15 protein-coding genes are annotated in these 20,766 nt (G+C 65.7%); 9 read left to right on the forward strand and 6 right to left on the reverse strand.

What is annotated here, in order from left to right; all coding sequences use genetic code 11:
- Nucleotides 1-58 precede the first annotated feature (58 nt).
- From glgB to LCM15_RS02460, 7 genes are all read left to right on the forward strand, one after another.
- Complete coding sequence (gene glgB / locus LCM15_RS02430) at nt 59-2,245, forward strand: 1,4-alpha-glucan branching protein GlgB (RefSeq protein WP_224852639.1); 2,187 nt, start codon at nt 59-61, stop codon at nt 2,243-2,245.
- A 72-nt stretch (nt 2,246-2,317) separates the two neighbouring features.
- Complete coding sequence (glgC, locus tag LCM15_RS02435) at nt 2,318-3,583, forward strand: glucose-1-phosphate adenylyltransferase (protein ID WP_224852640.1); 1,266 nt, start codon at nt 2,318-2,320, stop codon at nt 3,581-3,583.
- Nucleotides 3,580-4,992 (forward strand): glycogen synthase GlgA, encoded by a 1,413-nt coding sequence (gene glgA, locus LCM15_RS02440; RefSeq protein WP_224852641.1) that lies wholly within the window; start codon nt 3,580-3,582, stop codon nt 4,990-4,992. Before glgC ends, glgA begins: the two co-directional genes overlap by 4 nt.
- Nucleotides 4,989-7,046 carry a glycogen debranching protein GlgX gene (gene glgX / locus LCM15_RS02445; RefSeq protein ID WP_224852642.1) on the forward strand — a complete coding sequence of 686 codons (2,058 nt, stop codon included), beginning with the start codon at nt 4,989-4,991 and terminating at the stop codon, nt 7,044-7,046. Before glgA ends, glgX begins: the two co-directional genes overlap by 4 nt.
- Complete coding sequence (locus LCM15_RS02450; RefSeq protein WP_224852643.1) at nt 7,043-8,899, forward strand: 4-alpha-glucanotransferase; 1,857 nt, start codon at nt 7,043-7,045, stop codon at nt 8,897-8,899. The genes glgX and LCM15_RS02450 overlap by 4 nt, the downstream gene beginning before the upstream one ends.
- Nucleotides 8,900-8,911: 12 nt before the next feature.
- Entirely contained in the window at nt 8,912-10,546 is a 1,635-nt protein-coding gene (locus tag LCM15_RS02455; protein ID WP_224852644.1) for an alpha-D-glucose phosphate-specific phosphoglucomutase, read from the forward strand.
- Nucleotides 10,547-10,553: 7 nt separating this feature from the next.
- The gene (locus tag LCM15_RS02460) at nt 10,554-11,438 is read left to right on the forward strand and encodes a DMT family transporter (RefSeq protein WP_224852645.1); all 885 of its coding nucleotides are present in this window, start codon (nt 10,554-10,556) and stop codon (nt 11,436-11,438) included.
- 157 nt (nt 11,439-11,595) lie between these two features.
- Here the strand turns inward: LCM15_RS02460 and LCM15_RS02465 are convergent, their stop codons facing one another.
- Complete coding sequence (locus LCM15_RS02465; RefSeq protein ID WP_224852646.1) at nt 11,596-12,744, reverse strand: mechanosensitive ion channel family protein; 1,149 nt, start codon at nt 12,742-12,744, stop codon at nt 11,596-11,598.
- Between the two features lie 231 nt (nt 12,745-12,975).
- Here LCM15_RS02465 and eno point away from each other — a divergent pair, with 231 nt between their 5' ends.
- Complete coding sequence (eno, locus tag LCM15_RS02470) at nt 12,976-14,250, forward strand: phosphopyruvate hydratase (RefSeq protein ID WP_224852647.1); 1,275 nt, start codon at nt 12,976-12,978, stop codon at nt 14,248-14,250.
- Between the two features lie 381 nt (nt 14,251-14,631).
- Here eno and LCM15_RS02475 read toward each other — a convergent pair whose 3' ends face one another.
- The 4 genes from LCM15_RS02475 to LCM15_RS02490 all read right to left on the reverse strand — a co-directional run bounded on the left by LCM15_RS02475 (nt 14,632) and on the right by LCM15_RS02490 (nt 16,941).
- Nucleotides 14,632-15,015 carry a hypothetical protein gene (locus LCM15_RS02475; protein WP_224852648.1) on the reverse strand — a complete coding sequence of 128 codons (384 nt, stop codon included), beginning with the start codon at nt 15,013-15,015 and terminating at the stop codon, nt 14,632-14,634.
- Nucleotides 15,008-15,595: a Panacea domain-containing protein gene (locus LCM15_RS02480; RefSeq protein WP_224852649.1), complete on the reverse strand. Its 588-nt coding sequence runs from the start codon at nt 15,593-15,595 to the stop codon at nt 15,008-15,010. The genes LCM15_RS02475 and LCM15_RS02480 overlap by 8 nt, the downstream gene beginning before the upstream one ends.
- A 399-nt stretch (nt 15,596-15,994) precedes the next feature.
- Nucleotides 15,995-16,399 carry a cell division protein ZapA gene (locus LCM15_RS02485; protein WP_224852650.1) on the reverse strand — a complete coding sequence of 135 codons (405 nt, stop codon included), beginning with the start codon at nt 16,397-16,399 and terminating at the stop codon, nt 15,995-15,997.
- Entirely contained in the window at nt 16,396-16,941 is a 546-nt protein-coding gene (locus tag LCM15_RS02490) for a hypothetical protein (RefSeq protein ID WP_224852652.1), read from the reverse strand. The genes LCM15_RS02485 and LCM15_RS02490 overlap by 4 nt, the downstream gene beginning before the upstream one ends.
- 231 nt (nt 16,942-17,172) lie before the next feature.
- Between LCM15_RS02490 and tkt the strand changes: the two genes are divergently transcribed.
- On the forward strand, nt 17,173-19,191 hold the full coding sequence (gene tkt / locus LCM15_RS02495; protein WP_224852654.1) for a transketolase: 2,019 nt from the start codon (nt 17,173-17,175) through the stop codon (nt 19,189-19,191).
- A gap of 380 nt (nt 19,192-19,571) precedes the next feature.
- Here tkt and LCM15_RS02500 read toward each other — a convergent pair whose 3' ends face one another.
- Nucleotides 19,572-20,540, reverse strand: a complete 969-nt coding sequence (locus LCM15_RS02500) for a DUF808 domain-containing protein (RefSeq protein WP_224852656.1) — start codon at nt 20,538-20,540, stop codon at nt 19,572-19,574.
- Nucleotides 20,541-20,766: the final 226 nt, after the last annotated feature.

The following is a 20,766-nucleotide window of genomic DNA, read 5'->3' on the forward strand; positions in this document are numbered from 1 at the left end:
GCGACAAGAGTTGACGCGAGACATTGCAGCTCGCGTCAATCGCACTAAGCTTCGAGGCATGACTGATGCAAATCATCCTCCCGCCTCGGAATTTCATCGCCTGACCCAGGGTCAGCATGACGATCCATTCGCCCTGCTCGGGCCGCACCGGACCAAAGATGGCGACCGCCAGGTCACCGCCTTCGATCCGGGCGCCAGGCAGATGTGGGCGGTGATCGGCTCGGACACCCACCCGCTCGATCCGGTCGCAGACACGCCCGGTGTGTTCCGCGGCAAGGTCCCCGGCGACAAGCCGTATCACCTGCGCGGCAAGGCCGGCGAGGAGAGCTGGGAGTTCGAAGATCCCTACCGGTTCGGCCCGGTGCTGGGCGAGATGGACGAGTATCTCCTCGGCGAAGGCAGCCACCTGCGGATGTGGGAAGCGCTTGGCGCGCACGTGATGACGCACGAAGGCTGCGAGGGCACGCATTTCGCCGTCTGGGCGCCGAATGCCCGGCGCGTCTCGGTGGTTGGCGACTTCAACTGGTGGGACGGTCTGCGCCACACCATGCGCAAGCGCGGCGCCACCGGCGTGTGGGAGATCTTCATCCCCAATGTCGGGGATGGCGCCCTCTATCGCTACGAGATCGCCGGTCCGGACGGCACCATCCAGCCGCGCAAGGCGGATCCGGTGGGCTTTGGCTCGGAGCATCCGCCCGCCAACGCCTCGATCGTGCGCGACATTCGCGAATATGGCTGGTCCGACGGCGACTGGATGACCAAGCGCGAGGCGATGCAAAGCCGCGAGGCGCCGATTTCGGTCTACGAGGTCCACCTGCCCTCCTGGCGGCGCAAGGATCGAGGCCGCCCGATATCGTATATCGAAGCCTCCGACGAGCTGATCGCCTATGTCAAAGAAATGGGCTTCACCCATATCGAGTTGATGCCGATCAGCGAATATCCGTTCGACGGCTCCTGGGGCTACCAGCCGATCGGCATGTTCGCACCGACCATCCGCTGCGGCCTTCCCAACGAGTTCCGCGACCTGATGAACGCCGCCCACCGCGCGGGGGTTGGGGTGATCCTCGACTGGGTGCCGGGCCACTTCCCGTCCGACCCGCACGGGCTTGGCAAGTTCGACGGCACGGCGCTGTACGAACACGCCGACCCGCGCGAGGGCTTCCACAAGGACTGGAACACGCTGATCTACAATTATGGCCGCGCCGAGGTGTCGAACTTCCTCACCGCGAACGCGCTGTTCTGGCTCGAGGAGTTCCACGCCGACGGTCTGCGCGTCGATGCGGTGGCGTCGATGCTCTATCGCGACTATTCGCGCAGCCCCGGCGAATGGGTGCCCAACAAGGATGGCGGGCGCGAGAATTACGAGGCCATCGCGGTGCTTCAGCGCATGAACACCGAGGCCTATGGCGAGAACGCGGGCATCATGACCGTGGCCGAGGAAAGCACCGCCTATCCCGGCGTGTCGCAGCCGGTCGATCAGGGCGGGCTCGGCTTCGGGTTCAAGTGGAACATGGGTTGGATGAACGACACGCTCGAGTACATCAAGAAGGACCCGATCCACCGCTCGTACCATCACCACCAGATGACCTTCGGGCTGGTCTACGCCTTCTCGGAGAACTTCATCCTGCCGATCAGCCACGACGAGGTGGTGCACGGCAAGGGCTCGATGTTCGGCAAGATGCCGGGCAACGAATGGGAGAAGTTCGCCAACCTGCGCAGCTATTACGGCTTCATGTGGGGCCACCCCGGCAAGAAGCTGCTGTTCATGGGCCAGGAACTGGCGCAACGCAGCGAGTGGAACCACGACGCGCAGGTAGACTGGGAGTGCTTGTCGAACCCGCAGCATGCCGGAATCCAGCGCCTCGTGCGCGATCTCAACCACCTGTACCGCGACACCCCGGCCCTGCACGCACGGGACTGCTTCGAGGACGGCTTCCAGTGGATCAACGGCGGCGACACGCAGAACTCGGTGTTCTCGTGGGTCAGGCGCGGCGGACCGGACGACCCGGAGGTCGTGGTGATCTGCAACTTCACACCGAAGGAGCACGGCGCCTACCGTCTGGGGATGCCGGCTGCCGGCACATGGCGCGAGGCGCTCAACAGCGACGCCGAGATCTATGGCGGCAGCAATCGCGGCAACCTTGGATCGGTGGAGGCGCAGGACGGCGCGTATCACGGCCAGCCGGCCCATGCCGACGTGACCCTCCCGCCGCTCTCGACCATCTACCTGGTGCGCGACGCCTGAGCGGCCTCCGGGGCATATCAAACGGTCACCACACCACGGGGGGAGGCGACCGGACAACGAGGAGGAAATGACATGTCACGGACGCACCAGAAACTGTCAGGACGAAGCATGGCCTTCGTTCTGGCCGGCGGCCGCGGATCGCGCCTGCACGAGCTGACCAACACTAGGGTGAAGCCCGCGGTCTATTTCGGCGGCAAGGCGCGGATCATCGATTTCGCGCTGTCGAACGCGCTGAACTCCGGCATCCGCAAGATCGCGCTGGCGACGCAGTACAAGGCGCACAGCCTGATCCGGCATTGCCAGCGCGGCTGGAACTTCTTCCGCGCCGAGCGCAACGAATTCCTCGACATCCTGCCCGCCTCGCAGCGGGTCTCGGAAGGAATGTGGTATCGTGGCACCGTCGATGCGGTGGCGCAGAACATCGACATCATCGACAGCTACGATATCGACTACATCGTCATCCTCGCCGGCGACCACATCTACAAGATGGATTACGAGGCGATGATCCGGCAGCATGTCGAGACCGATGCCGAGGTTACCGTGGGGTGTCTGACCGTCGACCGCTCCGAGGCCAGCGCCTTTGGCTGCATGGCCGTCGACGGGCGCGACCGCATCACCTCGTTCCTCGAAAAGCCCGCCGATCCGCCGGGTCTGCCCGACGATCCCGAGAAGACACTGGTCTCGATGGGCATCTACGTCTTCAACTGGCACCACCTGCGCGAGCGGCTGGTGAAGGACATGGAGAACGACGCCTCGAGCCACGATTTCGGCCATGACATGATCCCCGAGATCGTCTCCAAGGGCACCGCGCAGGCTCACCGCTTCGAGGACAGCTGCGTGCGCTCTCGCCCCGATGCGCCGGCCTACTGGCGCGATGTCGGCACCGTCGACGCGTTCTGGAAGGCCAATATCGACCTCACGGACTTCTCCCCCGATCTCGATCTGTGGGATCGCAACTGGCCGATCTGGACCTATTCCGAGCTGGTTCCGCCGGCGAAATTCATCCATGACGAGGACGACCGGCGCGGCGCCGCCGTCAGTTCGATGATCTCCGGCGGGTGCATCGTCTCGGGCACCGAGATCCGCAATTCGCTGCTCTACACCATGTGCCACACCAACTCCTATGCCTCGCTGCAGGGGGTCGTGGCGCTGCCTTATGTCAACGTCTCGCGGCACGCGCGGCTGACCAATGTCGTCATCGACAGTGGTGTGCATATTCCCGAGGGGCTCGTCGTCGGCGAGGACCCGGAGGAAGACGCCAAGTGGTTCCGCGTCAGCCCCGGCGGCGTGACGCTCATTACCCAGCAGATGCTGGACCGGAGGAAAGCCGAGAAATGACGAGAGTGCTGTCTGTCACGTCGGAATGCGTGCCACTCATCAAGACCGGAGGGCTTGCGGACGTGGCGGGCGCGCTGCCCGGCGCACTGGCCCCAAAGGGTGTCGAGATGCGCACCCTGCTGCCCGGCTACCCCAAGGTGATGTCCGAGGTCGGACGGCGCCGCAAGGTCGCCGAATGGGACGACCTCTTCGGAGGCGCCGCGCGGCTCTATCGCGGCAAGCTTGGCGAACAGGTCCTCTACGCGCTCGACGCGCCGCATCTCTATGAACGCGACGGCGGCCCCTATATCGACAGCCACGGAAGCGACCATTCCGACAATGCCGAGCGCTTCGCAGCGCTGTCGGTCACCGCGGCCATGCTCTGCGCCGACGGTGTCGAAGGGTGGTTTCCGCAGGTCATGCACTGCCATGACTGGCAGGCCGGCTATGCACCGCTCTATCTCCGCGAGCTTGGTGCGAGCGACCGGGTGGCCTCGCTGATGACCATCCACAACATCGCCTTTCAGGGTCTGTCGCCGGCCTCGATGATCTCGCCGCTGAGCCTGCCGTCCTCGGAGTTCAACGAGCGTGGCTACGAATACTGGGGCAATATCAGCGCCTTGAAGGCCGGTCTTGTCTACGCGGATAAACTGTCGACCGTCTCGCCCACCTATGCCTCCGAACTGATGACCAGCGAATACGGCATGGGGCTCGACGGCGTGCTGCGCGAGCGGCAGGAAGATCTCGTCGGCATCCTCAACGGCATCGACGAGGATCTCTGGCGGCCGCCCTACAAGGCGCCGTCCGGCAAGGCCAAGCACCGCGCCGCCCTGCGCAATGAGTTCGGCCTCCCGGACTGGCCCGGCCCGATCTGCGTGCTGGTCTCGCGTCTGACAGAGCAGAAAGGCATCGACATCCTGCTGCAGGCCCTGCCGGCATTGCTCGACCGCGGTGGCCAGCTGATCATTCTGGGCAGCGGCGACCGCGCCTTCGAGCGGGCCTTCCAGGGCTACGCCGAAGCGCACGAGGGCGTCGCGGCCACCATCGGCTATGACGAGGCGCTGGCGCGCCGGATGATCGCCGGGGGTGATGCCATCCTCGTGCCGTCGCGCTTCGAGCCCTGCGGCCTGACCCAGCTCTATGGCTTGCGCCACGGCACAATCCCGGTGGTCGGGCTCACCGGCGGGCTTGCAGATACGGTGGTGAACGCATCGCCTGCAGGATTGGCATCCGGTGCCGCAACCGGGCTTCAGTTCCACCCGCTGACCGCGCAGGCCCTTGCGCAGGAGTTCATGAAGCTGGTCAATCTCTACCAGGATCGTGAGACCTGGAACAGGATGATGAAGAACGCCATGGCCGCCCCCGTGGGCTGGGACCAATCCGCCACCGCCTATGCGTCGCTCTATGCCGAGCTGGTCAGGGCGGAATGAGCGCACCCGACATGCTGGCAGGCCGCGCCGCGCCCCTGGGCGCGAGCTTCGATGGCGACGGGGTGAACTTTGCCGTGTTCTCGGAACACGCCGAGGCCGTCCACCTGTGCCTGTTCGACGACCATGGCACCGAGACCGCGCGCCTCGCCATGCCGGAGCGCGACGGGGACATCTGGTATGGCCGCGTACCCGGCCTGATGCCCGGCCAGCTCTATGGCTACCGCGTCGAAGGCCCGTTTGCGCCGCGTGAAGGTCACCGCTTCAACCCAGCCAAGCTGCTGCTCGATCCCTACGCGCGGCGGCTGACCGGGCATCCGACCTGGCACGCGTCGCTCTATGGCGGGGTCGAGGCGCCCGATCCGCACGACAGCGCACGCTACATGCCGAAATGCGTGGTCGAGGACACGAGCTTTGACTGGGGCAACCACAAGGCGCCCAACACGCCGCTCGAGGAAAGCATCATCTACGAGGCCCATGTGAAGGGCCTGACGAAGAAATTCCCCGATGCCGACCACCCCGGCCACTTCCTCTCGCTGGCCTCGGACCCGGTGCTCGAGCACCTGATCAAGCTCGGCGTCACCGCGGTGGAGCTGCTGCCGGTGCAAGCGTTTCTCAATGATCGCTTCCTGGTTCAAAAAGGCCTCGTAAACTACTGGGGTTACCAGACTTTGGGCTTCTTTTCGCCCGAGCCGCGGTACTTGAGTCAGGGTCGGCTGTGGGAGTTCCAGTACACCGTGGCCCGCCTGCATTCGGTGGGCATCGAGGTCATCCTCGACGTGGTCTACAACCACACCTGTGAAGGCGACGAGAACGGCCCGACCTTCTCGTTCCGCGGTCTCGACAACCGATCCTATTACCGGCTGCACGAGGACAAGCGCTTCTATCACAACGACACCGGCACCGGGAACAGCGTCAATATCGAGCATCCCATGGTGCTCCGCATGGTGTTGGATTCGTTGCGCTATTGGTCGACCACCATGGGGGTGGACGGCTTCCGCTTCGATCTCTGCTCGACGCTCGGGCGCACCGAGACCGGGTTCGACCGCGAAAGCGCCTTCTTCAAGGCCGTCCGGCAAGATCCCGTTCTGGCGACGAAAAAGCTGATCGCAGAGCCTTGGGACATCGGCCCCGGAGGCTATCAGCTTGGCAACTACCCGCCGCCCTTCGCCGAATGGAACGACCAGTATCGCGACGGCGTGCGGCGGTTCTGGCGCGGCGATCTCGGCCACGTGCCGGTGCTGGCCGACCGCATCACCGGCTCGGCTGGCCTGTTCGACCATTCCGGGCGCCACGCGACCTCGTCGGTCAACCTGCTCACCGCCCATGACGGTTTCACCCTGACGGACGTCGTCAGCTACACCGAGCGTCACAACGAGGCCAATGGCGAGGACAACCGCGACGGCCATGGTGAGAACCACTCTGACAATTTCGGCGTCGAGGGCCCCACGGACGATGCCGAGATCAACGCGCAGCGCGCGCAACGCCGGCGCAACATGATGGCCACGCTGCTGCTCAGCCAGGGCACCCCGATGATCCTCGCGGGCGACGAGGTGGGCCATTCGCAGAACGGCAACAACAATGCCTATGCGCAGGACAATGACACCACCTGGATCGACTGGGAGGCCGCAGACGAGGCGTTTCTCGCCTTCACGCGCCTGCTCATCAGCTTTCGCAAGGCGCACCCGATCCTGCGGCAGAAGCGCTTCCTGCACTCGATCCCGCGCAAGGTCGACGGCGTGACGGACCTGTTCTGGTGGCGCCCGGACGGCACCGAGATGACCCGCGCCGACTGGACCAACGGCCATATGAAGGTGCTCTGCGCCGAGTTCCGTATGGCCAGCGGCACCCCGAAATATGCGCAGCGCGAGGACGCGATCTACCTCGCCTTCAATTCCGGCGATGCCACCGCGCTCACGCTGCCGAGCCTGCCAGAGGGCTTCTGCTGGGTGCGCCACATCGACACCTCAAGCCCCGATCTCGGCGCCGAGCGCGTCGGAACCACCATCCAGATGGCCGCCAATTCGGTGATTGCCCTCGTCGAGGAACCTGTATGAGTGACAGCATCAACACCCGCGCGGAAAAAGCCGGAATCGTATCCGAATTCCGCGACTTGCACGGCGAAACTCAGGTTTCGAGCGAAGAGACCAAGACGGCGCTTCTGGCCGCGATGGGCCTCGCCGATGCGCCCGACCGGCCCGAGACCGAGCTGCCGCGCTGGCATGTCTGCGAGCCGGGAGAGCCGGTGGGCCTCGTGCCGTCGGGCGCCTGGCAGCTGACCCGCGAGGATGGCAGCCAGACCGAGGGCCGCGGCGCGCTGCCCGAGCTGCCTCTGGGCCGGCACCGGCTCGAAAGCGGCGGCGAGCGCTGCTGGCTGCTCTGCGCGCCCGAGCGCCTGCCGCTGCCGCGCAAGCTCTGGGGCCTGATGGCGCCGCTGGCCTGCCTGCGCAGCGAGGCCGAGGGCGGGCTCGGCAGTTACGACGATCTCGCCCGGCTGGCCGAGGGCCTCGGCCCCACCGGCGCGGCCTTTCTCGGCATCAATCCGATCCATGCGGGGTTTCTGACCAACCCCGAGGGCTTCAGCCCCTACACGCCCTCGCACCGCCGCCGCGTCGCGCCGCTTTACCTGCACACCGCCACCCGCGCCGAGCCGGCAGGCCCGATCCTGATCCTGCCAGAGGAGGTGCCGGCGCGGCTGGCCGCACTCGAGGAGGAGTTCCGCGCCGCTCCGCCCGGCCCCGGCTTCGACGAATACCTGCGCCACGAAGGCGCCTCGCTGCATCGCTTCGCGACCCATCAGGCGCTGTCGGAGAAATTCGGCGCCTATTGGGACAGCTGGCCCGCGGCCTATCAAGACCCGGACAGCCCCGAGGTGGCCCAGGCCGCGCAGGAGCTGGCCGACCGGGTGCGCTTTCACGCCTGGCTGCAATACAGCTCCGAGGGATCGATTTCGGAAACCCAAAGACGGGCGCAGGATGCCGGGCTCGAGCTTGGGCTCTATCTCGATCTTGCCGTCGGTACCCACCCGCACGGCGCCGAGACCTGGGAGGACCGCGAGAGCTTTGCCTTCGGCGCCAGCCTCGGCGCGCCGCCCGACGCCTTCGCACCGCAAGGCCAAAACTGGCACCTCGCGCCGTTCAACCCGGTGCACCTGATCGACACCGGCTTCGAGGCGCTGGCCGCGACGCTGCGCCAGCAGTTGCGCTTCTCGGGCGCGCTGCGGATCGACCACATCCTCGGCTTCGAGCGCGCTTACTGGGTGCCGGAGGGCGACCTGCCCGGCGCCTATGTCACCATGCCCCGCGACGCGATGCTGGCGGTGGCGCGGATGGAGGCGGCGCGCGCCGGCGCGGTGATCGTCGGCGAGGATCTGGGCGTCATTCCCGACGGGTTGCAGCACGCCCTGAAAGACAGCGGCATCCTCGGCTGCCGACTGATGTGCTTCGAGCACACCGGTGACCCGCCGTGGTACAAGGCGCCTCAGGCCTACGACGAGGGCGTCATCGCCAGCTTCTCCTCGCATGACCTGCCGACCTGGAAAGGCTGGCGCGAGGGTCGTGAAATCGCCCTGCGCCGCGACATGGGCATCATCCCCGCCGAGCGGGCCGAGGGCATGTTCGGCTTCCGCGGCCGCGAGGTCGAGGGCATCGACGGCGCCACCGCGCCCTACCGCGACGACCACGCCCCCGAGCGCCCCGAGGCGATGGCGGCGCTGCTGGCGGAAACCGCATCCTGCATGGTGGCGTTACAGGTCGAGGATATCCTCGAGATGGAAAGCCAGCCCAACATGCCGGGAACGGTATGGGAATACCCGAACTGGCGCCAGCGGCTGCCCGCCGGCGTCGACGAGATCGCGGCAAGCCCGGTGCTTGCAAACGCTGCCCGGATCATGAAACGTGCCGGGCGATAGGAGACAACACTCATGACCAGCATTCGCACCATCCCGACCGAGCCGATCAAGGGCCAGAAGCCGGGCACCTCGGGCCTGCGCAAGAAGACCGAGGTGTTCCAGAGCCACCACTACCTCGAGAACTTCATCCAGAGCATCTGGAACGGCATCGGCGGCGTGAAGGGCAAGACGCTGGTGCTCGGCGGTGACGGGCGGCACTTCAACTCGCAGGCGGCGCAGGTGGTGCTGCGCATGGCCGCGGCCAGCGGCGCCAAGAAGGTCATCGTCGGCAAGCGGGCGTTGCTGTCGACCCCCGCCGCCTCCAACCTGATCCGCAAGCGCGGCGCCGATGGCGGCATCATCCTGTCGGCCAGTCACAACCCCGGCGGACCGAAGGGCGATTTCGGCGTCAAGTTCAACGCCGGAAATGGCGGGCCGGCCGCCGAGGGCATCACCGGCAAGATCTTCGACGCCACCAAGGAGATCGCCGAGTTCCACATCGCCGAGAGCCACGACATCGGCCTGCGCATGACGGACACGGTGACGCTTGGCGAGATGGAGATCGAGATCGTCGACCCGGTCGAGGACTATGCCGAGCTGATGGCCGAGCTGTTCGATTTCGACGCCATCCGCGCGCTCTTCAAATCCGACTTCCGGATGCGCTTCGACGCGATGCACGCGGTCACCGGCCCCTACGCGACACGGGTTCTCGAAGAGATTCTGGGCGCCTCGCCCGGCACCGTCTTCAACGCCATCCCGCTGCCGGATTTCGGCGAGGGTCACCCCGACCCGAACCCGACCTGGGCCAAGCAGCTGTGGGACGAGATGATGTCCGACAGCGGCCCCGATTTCGGCGCCGCCTCAGATGGCGACGGCGACCGCAACATGGTGGTGGGCCGGCATTGCTACGTCTCGCCCTCTGACAGCCTCGCGGTGCTCGCGGCCAACGCCACGCTGGTGCCGGGCTACAAGGATGGCCTCAAGGGCGTCGCGCGCTCCATGCCGACCTCGCAGGCGGTCGACCGTGTCGCCGAGAAGCTGGGGATCGACTGCTACGAGACCCCGACCGGCTGGAAGTTCTTCGGCAACCTGCTCGACGCCGGTCGCGCCACGCTGTGCGGCGAGGAGAGCTTCGGCACCGGCTCCGATCACGTCCGCGAAAAGGACGGGCTCTGGGCGGTGCTGTTCTGGCTCAACATCCTCGCGGTGAAGAAATGCTCGGTGGCCGAGCTGATGGAGGCGCATTGGGCTGAGTACGGCCGCAACTACTACTCTCGCCACGATTACGAGGCGGTGGACAGCGACGCGGCTGCCGGCGTGATGGAGCATGTGCGCGCGCAGCTCGCCACCCTGCCCGGCACCAGCTTCGGCAGCCTGTCCGTCGCCGCGGCGGACGAGTTCTCCTACGACGATCCGGTCGACGGCTCGCGCGCCGAGGGCCAGGGCCTGCGGGTGCTGTTCGAGGGTGGCGGCCGCCTGGTGCTGCGCCTGTCGGGCACCGGCACGGAAGGCGCGACGCTGCGGGTCTATCTCGAGAAGGTCGAGACCGACCCGGACGCCTTCGGCCTCGATCCGCAGGAGGCCCTGGCCGAGGTCATCGCCGCCGCCGAGGCGATCGCCGAGATCACCTCCCGCACCGGTCGCACCGCGCCCGACGTGATCACCTGAGCCGAAGGTGGACACGTTACGCGCCATCGCGCTGATGGTGGCCTCGATGGCTTTGCTGGCCGCCAGCGACGCCTTTCTCAAGCTCGCCTCCCAGACCGCCCCGGTCGGACAGGTCATGGTGATGCTGAGCGTCGGGGCCACCGCGCTGTTCTTCGCCCTCGCCGCCCTGCGCGGCGTGCGGCTGAGCCTGTCCCAAGCCTTCGAGCCGAAGGTGATGCTGCGCAATCTCTTCGAGATGATCGGCGCCCTGGGCATGATCGTCGGGCTGTCGAAGATCCCGCTGTCTCTGATGGCGGCGATCATGCAGACCGCGCCCTTGGTGGTCACGCTGGGCGCGGCGCTGTTCCTGCGCGAGCCGGTGGGTTGGCGGCGCTGGCTGGCGATCGGCGCGGGCCTCGTGGGCATGTTGATGGTGATCCGCCCCGGCGGCGCTGGGTTCACCGGGTGGGAGCTCTTCCCGGTGATTGGCGTCACCGGGCTGGCCGCACGGGATCTCGTGACACGGACCCTGCCCGCGCGCATCCCGTCGCTGGCGGTGTCGGCCTACGGTTTCGCCGCGGTGCTCCCCGTGGGGCTCGCGGTGCTCCTGATCACCGGCGCGCCGCTCTCGGGCGAGGCGCAGACCTTCGGCTACATGACCGGTGCCGTGGCGGTGACGGCGGCGGGCTATCTTGCCGTGACGATGGCCATGCGCATGGCGCCGGTCTCATCCGTGGCGCCGTTCCGCTATACGCGGCTGGTGTTCACCGCCGGCCTCGGCATGGCGATCTTCGGAGAGCGCCCGGATGGCTGGACCTGGGCCGGCGCCGCGCTGATCCTCGCCGCCGGGCTCTACAGCTTCCTGCGCGAGCACCGGCTGGCCCGGCAGCAGGCGGCGGTGCTCCGTCCCTGACACCGGCACCCGGTCGCACGGGTCGGCCTGCCTCCGGCGGGAGTATTTTTGACGAAGAGAAGCCAGGGGCGCAGCGCTCTTGGTTTCTTCTGGCGTCAAATATTCCGGGGGGAGTCCGCGCGTCCCGCGCGGGCGGGGGCAGCGCCCCCAAACCGGCCTAGCCGCCTATAACCTCGATCCCCGCCGGCATCGGACGGCCTCCGCCATCCACCGAGACCGTCTCGCGGGTGCGCGGCAGCGCCTCGGGCATCTCCTTCTGGATCCAGGTGATCAGCTCCTCGCGGATCTCGCAGCGCAGGTCGTAGGTGCGCGGGGCGTTGCGGGCCGAGGCCAGCACCCGCACTTCCATTACCCGCTCGCGGAAATCGTTGACCTGCACGTGGCAGACATTGCCATCCCAGAGCGCCGAGTTGCGGCAGACCTCCTCGGTCTTGGCGCGCAGCCGCTTGATGTCGGCGCAGTGGTCGAGATAGAGCAGCACGCCGCCGATCAGGGACGAGCTGTCGCGGGTCCAGTTCTGGAACGGCTTCTCGATGAAGTAGCTCAGTGGCACGACGAGACGGCGCCAGTCCCAGATCTTGATCACGACGTAGGTGCCGGTGATTTCCTCGACCCAGCCCCACTCGCCCTCGACGATCACCGCGTCGTCGATGCGGATCGGCTGGGTCACCGCCAGCTGGATGCCGGCGATCAGGTTCTTCAGCACCGGCTGAAACGCCAGACCGACCACGATCCCGGCCGCCCCGCCGGCCGCCAGCAGCGACACGCCCCATTGCCGCACCCCCTCGAAGGTCATCAGGATCGCCGCGGTAGCCACGATGACGATCACCCAGCCCGCCAGCCGCACCATGATGCGGCTCTGGGTGACGTGCTTGCGGGCAAGGTAGTTGTCCTCGCTGTCGAGGGTGAACTTGCGCAGGTGCACCGTGGTCCAGATGTGCAGCGCCGTGTGCAGCGTCCACGCCACCAGCACCATGAACGCGATGAGCAGCGCGTGCTGGCCGAGATCGGTCTGCTCGGGACCGAGCGGCGCCACCGCGACGCCGATGAACAGAGCCGCCACCACGAGCCCCAGCCGGAGCGGCCGGCGGGTGCGCGCCACGAGGCTGCGCCAGAACAGGTCCCTTCCCGCGACCGCGCGATCAAGGATGGCGTAGACCAGCCGGAACACCAGCAGCCCGAGCAGGAAGAACGCCAGCACCACCGCCACCGGCATGACCCACTCCGGCAGGACCGGAATGACCTCCTCGATATCGGTGGTGATCTCGGCGACCTGCTGCTCGATCTGGTCGAGTTCGTTTTCCATGCGCGCTCCTTGCCGGTGCACGCCTCCTCTCGCGCCCGCGTCCGTTGCCTCTGGTCTCCTCGCCCTCACAGAGAATAGCTGCAGCGCGGCATTTGGCAAAACCCGCGCGCCGTCGTGAGAAATGTTAGCGATATCGCGCCGCCTAGCCGCCTGTTAGCGCTGCGCAAGTTTACTTTCGCTCAACGGCTGTTATAGCTCGCTCAAACCCATCTGGAGGCGAGGGACGCACCCATGAGCACCATCATCGACATTCACGCCCGCGAGATCCTCGACAGCCGTGGCAACCCCACGGTCGAGGTCGACGTCATGCTGGAAGACGGCAGCCTCGGCCGCGCCGCGGTGCCCTCGGGCGCCTCGACCGGCGTGCACGAGGCGCATGAGCGCCGCGACGGCGACAAGGGCCGCTACATGGGCAAGGGCGTGCTCGACGCCGTGGCCGCGGTGAACGGCGAGATCGCCGAGACGCTGGTGGGCTTCGACGCCACCGAGCAGGAAGCCATCGACGGCGCCATGATCGAGCTCGACGGCACCGACAACAAGGGCCGGCTCGGCGCGAACGCCATCCTCGGCGTCAGCCTCGCCACCGCCAAGGCCGCGGCCGAGTTCACCGCCCAGCCGCTCTACCGCTATGTCGGCGGCACCGCCGCCCGCGTCCTGCCGGTGCCGATGATGAACATCATCAACGGCGGCGAGCACGCGGACAACCCGATCGACATCCAGGAATTCATGATCATGCCGGTCAGCGCGGAGAACATCCGCGAGGCCGTGCGCATGGGCTCCGAGGTGTTCCACACCCTGAAGAAAGAGCTCTCCGCCGCCGGCATGTCCACCGGGCTCGGCGACGAGGGCGGCTTCGCCCCCGAGCTCGGCGGCACCCGCGAGGCGCTGGACTTCATCCTGAAGTCGATCGAGAAGGCCGGCTACAAGCCCGGCGAGGACATCTACCTCGCGCTCGACGCCGCCTCGACCGAGTATTTCAAGGACGGCAAGTACGAGATGAAGGGCGAAGGCCTGTCGCTGTCCTCGGCCGAGAATGTCGACTACCTCGCCAAGCTCTGCGCCGACTACCCGATCATCTCGATCGAGGATGGCTGCGCCGAGGATGACTGGGAGGGCTGGAAGCTGCTGACCGAGAAGCTGGGCGACAGCGTGCAGCTGGTGGGCGACGACCTCTTCGTGACCAACCCGGCGCGCCTGTCGATGGGCATCGAGCAGAGCGTGGCGAACTCCATGCTGGTCAAGGTCAACCAGATCGGCTCGCTCTCCGAGACCCTGCGGGCGGTCGAGATGGCCCACCGCGCGCGCTACACCAACGTGATGTCGCACCGCTCGGGCGAGACCGAGGACGCGACCATCGCCGACCTCGCCGTGGCCACCAACTGCGGCCAGATCAAGACCGGCTCGCTGGCCCGCTCGGACCGGCTCGCCAAGTACAACCAGCTAATCCGCATCGAGGAAATGCTGGGCGACACGGCCATCTACGCCGGCCGCTCGATCCTGCGCTAAGGGTTTGGCGCTCCTGCGGGGGGCGTTGGTTGAGATTTTGGAGGGGCGGTGACCTGAGGTCGCCGCCCTTTTGCTGTGTTTCGGGGCCGGAGCTCGTTGGCCGTTAGCTCACTGTCGCTTGCGGCCCATCTGCAACATTCATGCACCTCGCAGTGTGGCGCGAAGCTCTGGTACGATCGGCGGGAGCTGACCTTCGCTTCGTCTTGGATGAACTGCGGCGATGTGCGAGTCGTAGGATGGCTATTTGAACCTCCGACACGTCGCAAAGCAGCACGTTAGACTATAAAAATACACAATGGCAGGTTACGCTATGCTGTGACGCGGCCTGCCCAGAAACGGCCGTTCTACGCAAGTGCAGATATGCACAGCCGGAGCGGTCATTTAGATAAAGAGGCTTTCGAGCGCCGATACAACAAATGCCTGTTCTTGCCGAGTGAGCGATCTGACTTCCTTTGCGAACGCTGCCAGCTCGCCTGCAAGGTGCGCGTCTATAGTACCGGTTTTGGTTGCGCCCAGAACACCCAGCTTTTCTTCCTTTATCCGTATAATCTGCGAAAACGAGACTACAGACTTACCAGTGGGCGACTTAGGTAGACCCGGAATTTCTCCGTCATCCAAGACACAATCACCTTTGTATCCCGAGCCGGAGTTCAGAAAAAGAAACGCGAAAACGGTCTCGTTCTCGGTTCGTCCGAGGCAAATGTGAAATTTCTCCTTGCCGGCGATGGTCGAGTATAAGCGGATGATATCTCCCGCTTCATACATACGATGAGTATTCTGCCAAGGTAGCAGCTTGCTCGAAATTTGGCTCCTCAAAAAGCAAGCCAAGCTTCATGGCATAGGCAGATCGTCCACCGTCTTCACGCCAAGCGTCGAGGTATGCGGGATCTTCATGAGTGAGTCGCCGGATTTGGCTGAAGCCCAACGCCTGAACAACGCCAAGTGATTCAGTGAGAACCTCCATATCGCTTTCTGACAGGAATTCTTGAGGAACCAATGCGTCATTAACGGGGAAGAAATGCTTGGTTGACCTGTTGCTAGGAACCGATTTCCAAGGCACTCCATGCAAACCATGGTCACGCATGGCCTTCGCATTCCCTTTAAGTAGGTCGTAGGCGAGCGAGGGGACAGGCCCGTGAAGCATCGCGCAGTAGTTGTCGTAGGTTACCGGCCTTCCCCATTCGTTTAGATGGTTACGATCTGCAAGGAACAACGTTTTGACTAGGTCATACTGCGACACGTTGCGCCCACGCTTCTTTGCTTCAGCCATGACGAAGTACAGAGCGGACACGATGCGGTCCACGTTAGGCTTCATCTCAACATGTTCAGGGATAGCGTTGCTCATCATTCGGACCTCATCGGTCGTTCCATATAGTAGAATCTAGCAGGTTTCCAAGATATGCGAAAAAAATTTAAGATGCTCCGTGCGCGCTGGGACAGCGTTGAGTTCTTGAGGCAAAACATAGTGCTCCTGGGGTGAATGTCCGCTCTGCAGTCGATTCCGTTCCTGCTTTGCCCATGGCGCCTAGTTCGGCTCTGGACCACAAGCGCCGACGAGCAGAGACATCTATTAAGCTGCAGCGACGAATCCGTTCTGAGAAAACCAGCCGTTGCTCCATTAGAGCTCGCACCGCTTTCAAAGTGTCTAGCAAGCTCTCCAAGCCAAGCCTCCAAACGACCGGCTCACACGAAAAAAGGCGGCGACCACCGGTCGCCGCCCCTCCTCAACCCACACCAAAAGACCTCAGCCCGCCGCCTTGGCCTCGATCTCCTCGGCCACCGCCTCGGCGCGTGCGGCAAGCTCGGCGAGGGTATCCGAGACGCTCGCCGGGATCACCGGGACCTCGACCTTCTCGGGCGCGGGCAAGGGCCGCTCGCGCAGTTCGCGCAGCTCCTCGGCCATTTCGCCCAGCTTGTCCTCGGCCTCGCGCAGGCGGTCCTCGAGACCGGCGGTCTTGTCGGCCAGCATCAGGCCCGACATCAGCAGCATCCGCGCCTCGGGCATCCGGCCGATCTGCTCCACGAGCACCGAGGCCTCGGTGTCGAGCATCCGCGCGGCGGTGAGCAGGTATTGCTCCTCGCCCTCCTGGCAGGCGACGTCGAAGCTGCGGCCGCCGATGTTGATCTGAACTTCCATCTGCTGGCTCATTGCGCCGTCTCCTCTTCGCCTGCCGCCTGCGCCAGCACCGGCTCGAGCGCGCCGAGCACCGCCCGCGCCTCCGCCGCCTCGACCGCGCGCGCTGCGCGCAGCGCCTCGAGCTCGGCCAGCATGGCCTGGTTGATCAGGTGCGGCTCGCCGAGGTTCTCGGCCAGCGCCGCGCGCATCTCGGTGCAGCTTTTCAGCAGCGCGTCATTGGCCTGACGCAGGCGCTGCAGCTCGCCGTCGAGCGCCTGCATCCCGTCGCGCTGCGCTGCGATCTGCTCTTGCAGCGCGGCGTCGGGCTCGGCCTGCGCGGGGGCCTCGGGCTGCGCTTCGAGCTGGTCGTGCAGCGCCTTCACCCGCGCCTCGAGCTGGGCGTTGGCCATCTGCTCGTCCTCGAGCGCCGCGCTCAGGCGGGCGATCTCTTCGGCGGAGCCGTCATCGACCGGCTCGGGCGCGGCCGGCTCCCTCGCCGACAGCGTCTCGACGCCCTTTGAAATGCGGTCGAGCGCCCGCGTCATGCGTGACTGCAACTCGTCAATCTGGCTCATCTTGCCCTCTCTCGATCTGCCTTCGGGACCTGTCGCGCCGATCGTTGCGAATCGAACCCGTCCCGTTTCGCGACAGTTTACCAAGCGCTCCCGGAAAATGCGCCCCATATGTCCCAAGTGGTTACGGGCGGCAGTTCATCCGCCGGCGGGGCGTTGCCGGTGCGAACCCTTGAACTTCGACGCCACACTGCTATTAGCGCGGAAACGGCTCTGGGATAGAGAGGACTTCCCGTGGATATCAATGCCCTTCGAGACGCACATCCCGACCACTGGATGCGTGCCACTGCCATCCGTGCACTGACGCTGGACGCGGTCGCAGCGGCCAATTCCGGACACTCCGGTATGCCCATCGGCATGGCCGACGTGGCGACCGTCCTGTGGTCGAAGCACCTCAAGTTCGACGCGAAGGCGCCGAACTGGCCGGATCGCGACCGTTTCATCCTGTCGGCGGGCCACGGCTCGATGCTGCTTTATGCGCTGCTCTATCTCAGCGGCGACGAGCAGATCACCCTCGACCAGGTGAAGAACTTCCGCCAGTGGGGCTCGCGCACCGCCGGCCACCCCGAGAACTTCTACGCCGACGCCATCGAGATGACCACCGGTCCGCTCGGCCAGGGCATCGCGCACTCGGTCGGCTTCGCCATGGCCGAGGAGATCCTGCGGGCGCGCTTCGGCAAGGCCGCGGTGAACCACCACACCTACGTGATCGCCGGTGACGGCTGCCTGATGGAAGGCGTGAGCCAGGAGGCCATCGGCCTCGCGGGGCGCTATGCGCTCGGCCACCTCATCGTCATGTGGGACAACAACGACATCACCATCGACGGCAAGGTGTCGCTGTCGGACCGCACCGACCAGGTCGCGCGCTTCAAGGCGTCGGGCTGGCACGTGCAGGAGATCGACGGCCACGACCCCGAGGCCATCGACGCCGCCATCGCCGCCGCGAAGAAGGTCACCGACCAGCCGTCGATGATCGCCTGCAAGACCCATATCGCGCTGGGTCACGCCGCGCAGGACACCTCCAAGGGTCACGGCGCGCTCACCAATGCCGAGCAGAACGCCGACGCCAAGGCCGGCTGGGGCTGGACCACCGGCCCGTTCGAGGTGCCCGCCGAGATCAAGAGCTGGTGGGAAGAGATCGGCAGCCGCGGCGCCGCCGAGCGCGAGGCATGGGATGGCCGGATTAGCTCCATGTCTGACCGCAAGCAGGCCGAGTTCGCCCGCACTATGGCCGGCGACACGCCCAAGAAGCTGTCCTCGGTGATCCGCGCGCTGAAGAAGCAGAGCACCGAGACCGAGCCCAAGGTCGCGACCCGCAAGGCCTCGGAAATGGTGCTCGAAGTGGTCAACCCGGTGATGCCCGAGACCGTGGGCGGCTCTGCCGACCTCACCGGCTCGAACAACACCAAGACCGGCGACATGGGCGTGTTCGACACCGACAACCGCGGTGGCCGCTACGTCTACTGGGGCATCCGCGAGCACGGCATGTCCTCGGCGATGAACGGCATGGGCCTGCATGGCGGCATCCGCCCCTATGGCGGCACCTTCATGGCCTTCACCGACTATGCCCGCCCGGCAATGCGTCTGGCCGCGCTGCAGAAGACCCCCACGGTCTTCGTCATGACCCATGACAGCATCGGCCTTGGCGAGGACGGCCCGACCCACCAGCCGATCGAGCATCTCGCGATCTCGCGCGCGACGCCGAACACCCTCGTGTTCCGCCCCGCCGACGTGGTCGAGACCGCCGAGGCCTGGGAAATCGCGCTGAGCCAGAAGAGCACGCCCTCGGTGATGTCGCTGACGCGCCAGAACGTGCCGACCGTGCGGACCCAGCACAAGACCAACAACCTTGTCGAAAAGGGCGCCTATGTGCTCGCCGATGCCGAGGGCAAGCGTCAGGTCATCCTGATGGCCACTGGCTCGGAGGTCGCCATCGCGCTTGAGGCGCGCGACCTGCTGCAGGCCGAGGGCATCGGCACCCGCGTGGTCTCCATGCCGTGCCTCGAGCTCTTCGCGGCGCAGGACGAGGCCTACCGCAAGCGCGTGCTGCCGGGCGGCCCGGTGCGCGTGGCCGTGGAAGCCGCGACCCGCTTCGGCTGGGACAAGTGGCTGCTGGGTGAGCGTGGCCGCGAGGCCAAGGCCGGCTTCGTGGGCATGGACGGCTTCGGCGCGTCGGCTCCGGCCGAGGTGCTTTACGAGAAGTTCGGCATCACCGCCGAGGGCGTGGCCGAAAAGGCCAAGTCGCTGCTCTGAGCCCTGCCCTTTGTCGATAGACAGGAAAGCGCGCCGCATTTGCGGCGCGCTTTTTTCGTCTTCGGCCAACTGCAGAACGCTCCAACGTTGCCCGCGCGGAATTAAGGCCGCAGGCCGCCTTTCACACATCGCATTTTGCGATGTGTTGCCGGCAGGCGTTTGCAAGCAAACGCCGAGAGGCGCGCCATCGTCATGCTGAGAGCATGCCTCTGACATGACCCGCCCCCGGGCTGGCGATTTGGTGACGACAGCGTTTTGTGTCGAGGGACTTCGGACGTGGCCGCCATAAATCAAGAGGCTCCACTCTCGAGACGCCACCCCGCGGTCCGGCGATCGCAAGGCTCAACCAACGGCTATGCTGACACTCAGTGCGCCTCTTTTCAGTGCGCCTCTTTCGTGCCTCCGAAGAGCGGCATCACCAGCTTGGTGACGATCGGCACAAGGATAAGCCCCCAGGCCAGCCCGACGACGAAGTCCATGGCGGCGGTGGCCAGCCACAGCACCGCGCCCTGCCATTGCTCGCTCACGGCGTGCTCCGCGATCACAGCGTAGTGGTGGATGAACTCCTCGGGCGCGTGCCAGCCGATCTGGGCGAGCGAGTGGATGATGATCGAGCCGCCGACCCAGAGCATCGCCGCGGTGCCGACGATGGAGAGCAGTTTCATCACGTAGGGCATCCCCTTGACGATGCCCCGGCCCACGGCGCGGGTGAACGAGAGCTGGCCCACCTGCGTGAGCCACAGGCCCACGTCGTCCATCTTCACAATCAGCGCCACGGCGCCGTAAACCAGCGCCGTGATGCCAATGGCCACCAGCGCCAGAACGACCGCCTGGATCCAGACCTCGGGCGCCTCGATGGTCGAGAGCGCGAGCGTCATGATCTCGGCCGAAAGGATGAAGTCGGTCTTGATCGCGCCCTTCACCTTCTTCTCTTCGAGATGCGCCGGGTCGCCGACCTTGTGGCTGCCATCGGGTCCGCCGGACTGCTCGTCATGCGGCAACACCACATGCGCCACCTTCTCGGCCCCCTCGAAACACAGGTAGGACCCGCCCAGCAGCAGCAGGTACGGCACCAGCCATGGCGCAAAGGCGGCCATCAGCAGCGCCGCCGGCAACAGGATGATGAGCTTGTTGAAGATCGAGCCGCGGGCGATCTTCCAGATGATCGGCAATTCGCGCGCGGGGGCGAAGCCGTGCACGTATTTCGGCGTCACCGCCGCGTCGTCGATCACCACGCCGACGGCCTTCGAGCCGGCCTTGGCGGCGTTGGCCGAGATGTCGTCGACCGAAGCGGCCGCAATCTTGGCGATGCCCGCCACGTCGTCGAGTAGCGCCAGAAGCCCGCTCATGTCTGTCTCCGTTCTTTCGTTTCGCTCAAACTAGCGGGCACCCTGCCCGGTTCAAGCGCCGACGTTTCCGGACCTGCGCCGAAGGCCTCGTCATGCCATCCGGACCGCGTTAGCGCAACCTTCTCCCGGCGCCCCTCGGACAAGGCGAAAATGTTAGCGCAATCCGCATGTTTATCGCTAACATATTGTGCTTATTTGATAATTTTGATTGAGAGAGCAGTGTGCA

The organism is Salipiger bermudensis, from assembly GCF_020171625.1.
Taxonomy (GTDB): domain Bacteria; phylum Pseudomonadota; class Alphaproteobacteria; order Rhodobacterales; family Rhodobacteraceae; genus Salipiger; species Salipiger bermudensis_B.